This is a genomic window from Caldicoprobacter faecalis (assembly GCF_900115765.1).
GTDB classification, from domain to species: Bacteria; Bacillota; Clostridia; order Caldicoprobacterales; family Caldicoprobacteraceae; genus Caldicoprobacter; species Caldicoprobacter oshimai.
The window spans coordinates 1-8,741 of sequence record NZ_FOXR01000053.1 but is presented as its reverse complement, the minus strand read 5'-3'; the positions used below and the strand labels follow the sequence as shown (position 1 = coordinate 8,741).

Here is an 8,741-nt window from a genome sequence, read left to right as displayed (position 1 = left end):
TGCTTAAGCCGCTGGACTTATATGCCTCAATCCTAGCTTCCCACTGTTGCTTACGCTCTTTGTGCGTCATAGATAATCCCTCCTCATCATTTCTACGGAGGAATTATCTCACATCTGATTACAAATTTTTAGGTGTGCTCTATTTGACGCTTACGTTTGTTGTACTCGCAAATGTAAATTTTGTCGTAATACAAAAGTGAATAGTCTTTGTCGTTATATTCAAATTCTATCTCTCCAACAGCTTTCAAGTCGTCAATAAACTCTTGTAGAGAAGAATAAGTATCATACATCTTTATCACCCCAAACATTTTTCCACTCAATTAAAAATCCCAAGGGCTTCAAACCCTTGGGAATACTGGAGCTGGCGGTGGGACTTGAACCCGCAACCTGCTGATTACAAGTCAGCTGCTCTGCCAATTGAGCTACGCCAGCGTCTATGGCGACCCGGAAGGGACTTGAACCCTCGACCTCTAGCGTGACAGGCTAGCGTTCTAACCAGCTGAACTACCGGGCCGCATTTCATGGTGACCCCTAGGGGATTCGAACCCCTGTTACCGCCGTGAAAGGGCGGTGTCTTAACCACTTGACCAAGGGGCCATAAATGGTGACCCATCGGCGATTCGAACGCCGGACACCTGGATTAAAAGTCCAGTGCTCTACCACCTGAGCTAATGGGTCACACATCAACCAATGCAGATTATATAATACACAAGACTGGCCGAATTGTCAACCGTGTAAATCACAATTTTATAAAAACAGGTCAGAAAATCACAAAAATAGAAACCCATGTCCCGCTTTAAATAATAATTTTTATCCTTGTTTCGATACGATATCCCTTGCCACCACGATTCCAGTGACAGATGCCTGCATAAGCCCGCGGGTAATGCCTGCACCGTCCCCAATGGCGTATAAATTCATTACGGGAGTCTCAAACCTGTTGTTTACCTCTATCTTGCTGCTGTAGAATTTAACCTCGACACCGTATAGCAGCACATCGCGGGAATACAGCCCCGGCGCTATCTTATCAAACGCTCTCAACGCCTCCACTATGGATGTAAGATAGCGCTGCGGCAGCACATAGCTCAAATCTCCCGGTACAGCGCTCTTTAAAGTGGGAATGGTAACCGATTTTTTGAGCCTGCTGTAATCCGTCCTTCTGCCCATAAGCAGGTCTCCCAGGCGCTGTACCATGATACCTCCGCCAGTCAACATGTTGGCCAGGTAGGCGATATACTTGCCGTACTCTATTGGCTGGTTGAAAGGCTGTGTAAAGCGCGTGGAGACCAGCACAGCAAAATTGGTGTTATCGGTTTTAAGGGCCGGATCCGCATAGCTGTGGCCGTTTACAACGGCTATCTTGCCGTCATAGTGCTCCTCAGATACCACGCCGCCTGGATTCATGCAGAAAGTCCTCACCTTGTTCTCAAAGGTGTCAGAGTAATACACCAGCTTGGCTTCATACAAATCCTTTGTAAGATGGTCCATAACAGCATTGGGCACCTCAACACGTACTCCGATGTCCACTTCGTTGTTGTAAATGGGAATGCCGTGCTTTTTTGCCTGCTGAGCCAGCCACTCGGCTCCAGCCCGCCCCGGCGCCACCACCACATAATCGCAGTCTATAATCTCCTTTTGGCCCTGCTTTTGTACAACAATCCCTGTAGCCTTCCCATCATTTACAATTATATCAACAGCTTCGGTCATGGGGCTAAACTTAACATTGGCCTGACCAGTGAGATATTCATACATGGCTTTAAGCACATTGATAGCCTTCTCGGTGCCCAGATGCCTTACTCCACACGGAATCAGGCGTATGTTGTGCTTTAAGGCCTGGTACTTTATCTCCTCCACCCTGGCCGAATTGACGCCATGAAGCGTCGCATTAGCCCCGAAACTCAAATATATATCATCGGCATATTTTATCAGCCGGTTGGCTTCATCCTCATCCATATAGTCCAGGATACGGCCACCCACTTCGGCGCTCTGCGTCAGCTTGCCATCGCTAAAAGCGCCTGCACCACCCCATCCGCTTACTATAGCACAGGGATGGCAGTTGGCACATTTCCCTGTTTCCCGTGCAGGGCATACCCTCCTGTTTAGATGGGGCCCTTTGTCTACCATCAGCATCTTCAATTCCTTCTTTTGCTTGATAAGCTCGAGAGCCGTAAAAATACCTGCCGGCCCCGCTCCTATTATCACCACATCATATCTTTCCATAGCTGATGTCCCGTTCCCTCCTTAAATCCTTAAAAAGGATTCTTAATTAGTACCCCTTTTCACAAAAACCCGCTAAAAAGCTTATATGCTGTCAATTCGCGGTTCTCCAGCAAATTCATTACACGCAAAAGCCGTCCTTGGACAATTCCATGCGCCCAATAAATGATATCAGAAAAACCGGTTTAAATCAATCAGCTATATTCATTAAAAAAGCCCCTTCTTACAATTTTTTGTAAAGAAGGGGCTTTCCTCGCTCTATTAGAAGCGCAAAATTACTTATCCTTCAGGTAATCGTTGAGCGCCTTTACCAGTTCGTCTACATCGATCCCGTGAGCTGCCGATGCCTCCTCCAGGGTTTCACCGGTGGATATAGGACATCCCAGACAGTGCATGCCAAACCGCAGGAAAATGGGCACTGTACCACGGTCAATCTGCAGCACCTGGGCAATGGTCATATCCTTGGTTACCTGTGCCATTGCACTACCTCCTTTATCCTTTTTTTACATCATACACCCACTTGCGTCAATAATCAATCCCTTTATTTAGGTTTTAGCCTATCTCATCTAGATTATACGGCGTCTCTTGATATACATAGTAGTTTAGCCAGTTAGAAAACAGCAAGTTTGCATGGCTGCGCCAATTTACGATAGGCATAGCATTTGGGTCATCGCCGGGAAAATAATTCTTAGGCAGATTTATATTAAGCCCCTTAGCCTTGTCCCTTTCATACTCCTCTTTGAGGGTAAGAGGGTCATATTCGGAATGGCCCGTCACAAAGACCTGCCTGCCGTTTTTAGAAACAACTATATAAATCCCTGCTTCTTCCGACTCAGCCAGAATCTCAAGCTCGGGGACCTTGAGTATATCCTCTTTCCTCACCTCGGTATGCCTGGAATGCGGTACATAGAATATGTCATCAAAGCCCCTGAGCAACTTTTCATTCTTCTTACAGACCCTGTGGGGGAATACTCCAAACATCTTTTGCGGCAGCTTGTATTTGGGTATTCCATAATGATAATAAAGCCCCGCCTGAGCTGCCCAGCATATATGAAAGGTGGAGAAGACATGGGTCTTGCTCCACTCCATTATCTCCTTAAGCTCCTCCCAGTAATCCACCTCTTCAAATTCAAGATGCTCTACCGGCGCACCTGTTATAATCATCCCGTCAAACTTCTGTTCACGGATTTCATCGAAGGTGTTGTAGAACTTTATAAGGTGCTCCCTTGAGGTATTCTTTGACACATGGCTCTTTGGATGAAGCAGCACTATATCTACCTGCAAGGGCGAATTGCCCAGGAGGCGCAGTATCTGAGTTTCGGTCACTATCTTATTGGGCATGAGATTCAATATTACGATCTGTAAAGGCCTGATATCCTGATGCAAAGCCCTGTCTTCAAACATCACGAATATGTTTTCATTCATCAATGTTTCAGCAGCTGGCAGGTCGTTGGGTATCTTTATTGGCATATCTCATCTCCCTTCCTAAACTTCTTTGAATAGATCTGTTGACAGGTACCTCTCACCTGTATCGGGCAATATAACCACTATAGTTTTACCCTCGTTTTCCTTTCGCTTGGCAACCTGGGTTGCCGCAAAAGCGGCTGCACCAGAAGATATTCCTACCAGTAAGCCCTCAGTCTTTGCAAGGGTTCGAGAAGTATTGTAAGCATCCTCGGTCTTCACCGTTATGACCTCGTCTATGATGCTGGTATTGAGCACTTCAGGTATAAAACCAGCCCCTATGCCCTGAATCTTATGCGGACCTGGCTTACCTCCCGACAGCACCGGTGAATCAAAAGGCTCTACGGCTATAACCTTGACATCAGGTTTACGCTGTTTCAAAACCTCGCCGACGCCCGTCAGCGTACCGCCTGTTCCTACTCCTGCCACAAATATGTCTACTTCTCCATCGGTATCCCGCCATATCTCCTCAGCGGTCGTCCTCCTGTGAATCTCAGGGTTTGCAGGATTCTTAAACTGCTGCGGCATAAACGAACCGGGTATGCTGGCTGCCAACTCCTCGGCCTTCTTTATCGCACCCCTCATGCCTTCAGCACCAGGCGTTAGCACCAACTCTGCGCCAAGGGCCTTCAAAAGGCTTCTGCGCTCAAGGCTCATGGTATCTGGCATGGTAAGAATCAGCCTGTAACCCTTAGCAGCTGCTACCAGCGCCAGCGCAATACCGGTGTTGCCGCTAGTGGGTTCGATGATAGTGGAATTCTTATCTATCAAGCCCCTTCTCTCAGCATCTTCAATCATGGCAAAGCCTATTCTGTCCTTGACGCTTCCACCGGGATTAAAGTATTCCAGCTTTGCAATCAGACGAGCTTTTAACCCGTTAGCTTTATTGTAGTTGGTCAACTCCAACAAGGGAGTGTTGCCTATGAGATCTGTTAATTTCTTCGCAATTCTGGCCATAATATCATCCCCTCTTTAAAGATTTTATTGAAATTCTTTTCTTTATTCAAGGCTTTATCATCGAACTCAGATATAATACATATATCCATTCATTACTTCTTTTTCGTAGGCATCAGCCAAATCCTTCAGCGTAATGCTGTCCACCACTTGATTGACCTCATCCCTTATCCTGGCCCACACGTACTTGGTTATGCACTGGCGTTCCCGTGCACACTTCTCCTTCTTCTGACCTTGCTCTACGCACTTGACGGGAGCCAGGTCGCCTTCCAGGGCCCTTAAGATATCGCCCACCGTAATGTGCTCGGGAGGCTTTGCAAGCATGTAACCTCCCGTAGGGCCTCGGACGCTTTTTACCAACCCAGCTTTCTTAAGCGCAGACAGCACTTGCTCAAGGTATTTCCCCGGGATGTTCTGCCTTTCGGCAATACTCTTTACCGGGACACTGTCTTGTGAAGAGTTCAAGGCCAGGTCCAGCATGGCTTTAACCCCATATCTTCCCCTGGTCGAAATGGTCATAATCAGCCATTCACTGCCTTTCTCAAAGCCTGCTCCAGGTCATATATTAGGTCATTCACATCCTCTATACCTACCGAAATCCTGATCATGTCAGGGGTAACCCCTGCCGCCCGCTGTTCTTCCTCGGACAGCTGGGCATGGGTGGTACTTGCAGGGTGGATCACAAGGGATTTAGCATCGGCGACATTGGCCAGATGAGAGAATATCTCCAGGCTATTGATAAACCTCTTGCAGGCATCTATATCGCCCTTTATGCCGAAAGTGAATATAGATCCCGCCCCTTTGGGGAAATACTTCTGCGCCAGTTGGTAGTATTTGTTCCCTTCAAGGTTTGGATAGTTGACCCACGAGACCGCCGGATGAGATTTCAAATATTCCACAATCTTTCTGGTATTTGACACGTGCTTTTCCACTCTCAAGGACAGGGTCTCAAGTCCCATTAGCAAGAGGAACGAGTTAAACGGGCTTATACAGGCGCCTGTATCTCGTAGCAGCTGCGCCCTGGCCTTCATGATATACGCTGCAGCGCCAAAGGCCTTGGTATAAACCAGCCCGTGATAGCTGGGATCAGGCTGTGTGAGCCCCGGAAACTTTCCGCTGGCTTCCCAATCAAATTTCCCCGAATCGACTATCACCCCGCCTATCGATGTACCATGCCCGCCTATGAATTTAGTGGCCGAATGTACCACTATATCGGCCCCATATTCTATAGGCCTTATAAGATAAGGAGTACCGAATGTGTTGTCAACAATAAGGGGAATGCCATTGTCGTGAGCAATTTTGGCCACCGCTTCGATGTCGACCAAGTTTATTCCAGGATTTCCTATGGTTTCGATAAATAAGGCCTTGGTTTTGTCAGTTATGGCCTTCCTGAAGTTATCCGGGTCATCGGGATTTACAAATATCACCTTTATGCCCAGCTTGCTGAGAGTCGAGGAAAACAGATTGTAGGTTCCACCGTACAATGTGCTGGCAGATACTATCTCATCCCCGGCTGACGCGATATTCAAAATGGAATACATCACAGCTGCCGAACCCGACGCAACAGCTAATGCTCCCACGCCGCCCTCTAAAGCCGCCATCCTTTTTTCGAAGACATCGGTGGTGGGATTCATGATCCTGGTGTATATGTTGCCCTCCTCCTCAAGAGCAAACAGCTTAGCAGCGTGATCGGTATCTTTAAAAACGTAGGAAGTGGTTTGATAAATAGGTACAGCCCTGGCCCCTGTAACCGGATCGGGAATTTGGCCCGCGTGGACCTGCAATGTGTCAAACCCGAGCTTCCTCTGGCTCACTTGCATCTCCCTCCTTAAAATAGAGTATAAACCCGGCTAAATACAGGCTTTATCTACCTTCGTTACGCACTGCAGCTGCTCAAAAAGACCACAACTACAACAAGGTCAAAATAAGGCTTAACCTGCAGTTGGTTGCCAACAACCACTGATAAAATTTACAGCGGACAAGTTTATAGTCCTAAATATAGTAGATCAATGAGGATGCCTCCATCATCTTTCTGTATTCATTTACCAGGTCTTCAATGGTTATGGAATTCAACACGCTATTGATTCTATCATTTATCTTGCTCCAAACGTTTTTCTCCAAGAATTTTTCCATTGCATCCTGCATACCGGTCTCCTTCTGCGACGGTTCCACCACCGAAAGCTCGCCTTCCAGCACCCTCAGTACGTCCCCCACGGTGGTGCTGGCGCTATCACATGCCAGTATGTAACCACCGCGCGAGCCCTTGACGCTCTTTACCATACCCGCTTTTTTGAGGGCATTGAACACCTGCTCGAGATACTTTTCCGAGATCCCCTGCCTTTCGGCTATGCTGTTGAGTGCCGTATACCCGCCTTTTGAATACACGGCCAAATCGACAATCGCTCTCAGCCCATATCTACCTCTGGTGGATATTCTCATTTAGTCCTTCCCCCTGACCCTCCTTCCTTTTTTAAATAAACAGAGTTTCAATTATCTCTACTAATCCTATATGAATAATATCATTTATAAATATTACTACACTCTTTTTAGATTGTCAAACATATTTTTTAAAAGTTGAATTTTTTATTGCATAAAAAGCAATGGAGGACAAAATAATCCTTGGTTTTGCCAAAAAGCAAAACCAAAGATTGTCTAAGCTGTAGTATAGCTCCTTTAAAATATGCCCTTATTGGATTTTTACTTCTATACTTCTCTTTTCAACCATTGATTGATCGGCCGCAAATCCAATCAAGTGCCCATAAATCGAATCTTCCAGCCCTGTTGACGATATGGAAGGAGCTTCTCCCCCAAGCCGTCGAACAAAATCCTCTACAAGGCGTAAATCTCCCCCGCCATGCATTTCATTTCGCACATCAACTTTTACTACTTCCTCAACGTATTCCTCCCCTACTTCTAAAGATGGATACCTGATAACAAATTGCCCGTCTTCCATTACACCTTCTATTTCTCCTTGAGTGCCAACAATATGTATAGTACGACACGGCCTGGCAGTAGCACCAATTAAATTGTGTACAGCTATACACCCATCTTCAAATTGAACGATTACAGATTGGTGATCCACAACATCGTTATCACAATGCCATACACAGCGGCCATAAGGATTATTGGTTTTCAACGACTCTATCTTCACTTCCTTAGGGGCCTTGCTGCCTCCTAGATGTTCTATGGATTCCCAAGCATAAAAACTCCAAAGTCCCTTGTCAATATACAATCTCTTTGCAGAATAAGGGCACCTGTCCTCAATCTTACAATCGGTTAGGCATCGAGTACCTGCACCCTCCGGCGCGTTCTCCTTTTTAAACTGGGTTAAGTGTCCAAAGCTTGTGACCGAGGTTGGTGCAACTCCGCTCTTTAGCCACGAAATAATATCCAGATCATGACAGCATTTTGCCATCAATATGCTGGATCCACACCTGGCTTTGCTATTCCATTTCCCTCTGATAAACGCCGTCGCCATGTGATGGTAACTTACATTCTCGGCTGTTTCAATATGAACAACTTTACCGATTTTCCCTGCTGCGACCACCTTCTTGATTTCAACATAAAAAGGTGCATACCTGAGCACATGGCATATCATCACTAGTTTCCCGGTTTCCTGTGCTGTCCTCCATAAGCTTAAAACTTCTTCCTTAGAAATGCCTATAGGCTTTTCAAGAAGAACGTTATACCCCTTTTTTAAAAGCGGAATAGTCAGAGGAACATGGAGAGAATCCATTGTTCCGTTAATAGCAGCATCCGCTATTATTGGGCGCTCCAATAGCTCATCTATGCTCGCGAAAACATTTTCTTGAGGAATTGAAAACATCTTACAAGCTTCGTTTCTCCTGATGGGGTCAGGATCCACCACTCCCACAATTTTAAACTGATCTGGATGCCTTAATGCGTATGAACCATAAAGCAAACTGCGGTGCCCTGCCCCCACAATAACTGCCGTAATTGGTTTACCATTTGGCATGTTGTTTTCACTCCCACCTACAAAAAATTTATTCTTAATTTACTCAAACTTCGCAGTTAAATATTGACTGCTAGACCTTGAAAAATCAATAATTCAGCCAATTTATATACCTATTAAGATGCTTTTTTATACT

At 46.0% G+C, this 8,741-nt stretch carries 8 protein-coding genes and 4 tRNA genes; all 12 read right to left on the bottom strand.

Translation table 11 applies throughout. The annotated features are described in order from the left end of the window. Positions 1–356: 356 nt before the first annotated feature. Positions 357–432 (bottom strand) — tRNA-Thr (locus tag BM241_RS11560). Between the two features lie 5 nt (positions 433–437). Beyond that, a tRNA-Asp gene (locus BM241_RS11555) sits at positions 438–514 on the bottom strand. A gap of 8 nt (positions 515–522) precedes the next feature. Next, positions 523–597: transfer RNA gene (locus BM241_RS11550), tRNA-Glu, on the bottom strand. Between the two features lie 5 nt (positions 598–602). Beyond that, positions 603–678 (bottom strand) — tRNA-Lys (locus BM241_RS11545). Positions 679–810: 132 nt separating this feature from the next. Further along, entirely contained in the window at positions 811–2,217 is a 1,407-nt protein-coding gene (locus BM241_RS11540; protein ID WP_092282855.1) for an NAD(P)/FAD-dependent oxidoreductase, read from the bottom strand. Positions 2,218–2,489: 272 nt separating this feature from the next. Then, positions 2,490–2,693, bottom strand: coding sequence for a DUF1858 domain-containing protein (locus BM241_RS11535; RefSeq protein ID WP_025748110.1), 204 nt, complete (start codon positions 2,691–2,693; stop codon positions 2,490–2,492). A gap of 73 nt (positions 2,694–2,766) precedes the next feature. Further along, a complete protein-coding gene (gene metA, locus BM241_RS11530) occupies positions 2,767–3,684 on the bottom strand; it encodes a homoserine O-acetyltransferase MetA (protein WP_092282854.1) in 918 nt (305 codons plus the stop codon). Positions 3,685–3,699: 15 nt separating this feature from the next. Next, positions 3,700–4,635, bottom strand: coding sequence for a cysteine synthase A (gene cysK, locus BM241_RS11525; RefSeq protein ID WP_025748112.1), 936 nt, complete (start codon positions 4,633–4,635; stop codon positions 3,700–3,702). 66 nt (positions 4,636–4,701) lie between these two features. After that, positions 4,702–5,151: an RrF2 family transcriptional regulator gene (locus BM241_RS11520; protein WP_092282853.1), complete on the bottom strand. Its 450-nt coding sequence runs from the start codon at positions 5,149–5,151 to the stop codon at positions 4,702–4,704. A gap of 2 nt (positions 5,152–5,153) precedes the next feature. Beyond that, positions 5,154–6,446 carry a homocysteine synthase gene (locus BM241_RS11515; RefSeq protein ID WP_092282852.1) on the bottom strand — a complete coding sequence of 431 codons (1,293 nt, stop codon included), beginning with the start codon at positions 6,444–6,446 and terminating at the stop codon, positions 5,154–5,156. A gap of 178 nt (positions 6,447–6,624) precedes the next feature. Further along, positions 6,625–7,071: an RrF2 family transcriptional regulator gene (locus tag BM241_RS11510; RefSeq protein ID WP_025748115.1), complete on the bottom strand. Its 447-nt coding sequence runs from the start codon at positions 7,069–7,071 to the stop codon at positions 6,625–6,627. A 247-nt stretch (positions 7,072–7,318) separates the two neighbouring features. Further along, entirely contained in the window at positions 7,319–8,608 is a 1,290-nt protein-coding gene (locus BM241_RS11505) for a Gfo/Idh/MocA family protein (RefSeq protein WP_025748116.1), read from the bottom strand. Between the last annotated feature and the right edge of the window lie 133 nt (positions 8,609–8,741).

Bases quoted from the DNA above. Each gene is read 5' to 3' on its own strand.
- metA (WP_092282854.1), bottom strand. From the start codon at position 3,684: ATGCCAATAAAGATACCCAACGACCTGCCAGCTGCTGAAACATTGATG.
- BM241_RS11505 (WP_025748116.1), bottom strand. From the start codon at position 8,608: ATGCCAAATGGTAAACCAATTACGGCAGTTATTGTGGGGGCAGGGCAC.
- BM241_RS11540 (WP_092282855.1), bottom strand. From the start codon at position 2,217: ATGGAAAGATATGATGTGGTGATAATAGGAGCGGGGCCGGCAGGTATT.
- cysK (WP_025748112.1), bottom strand. From the start codon at position 4,635: ATGGCCAGAATTGCGAAGAAATTAACAGATCTCATAGGCAACACTCCC.
- BM241_RS11510 (WP_025748115.1), bottom strand. From the start codon at position 7,071: ATGAGAATATCCACCAGAGGTAGATATGGGCTGAGAGCGATTGTCGAT.
- BM241_RS11535 (WP_025748110.1), bottom strand. From the start codon at position 2,693: ATGGCACAGGTAACCAAGGATATGACCATTGCCCAGGTGCTGCAGATT.
- BM241_RS11520 (WP_092282853.1), bottom strand. From the start codon at position 5,151: ATGACCATTTCGACCAGGGGAAGATATGGGGTTAAAGCCATGCTGGAC.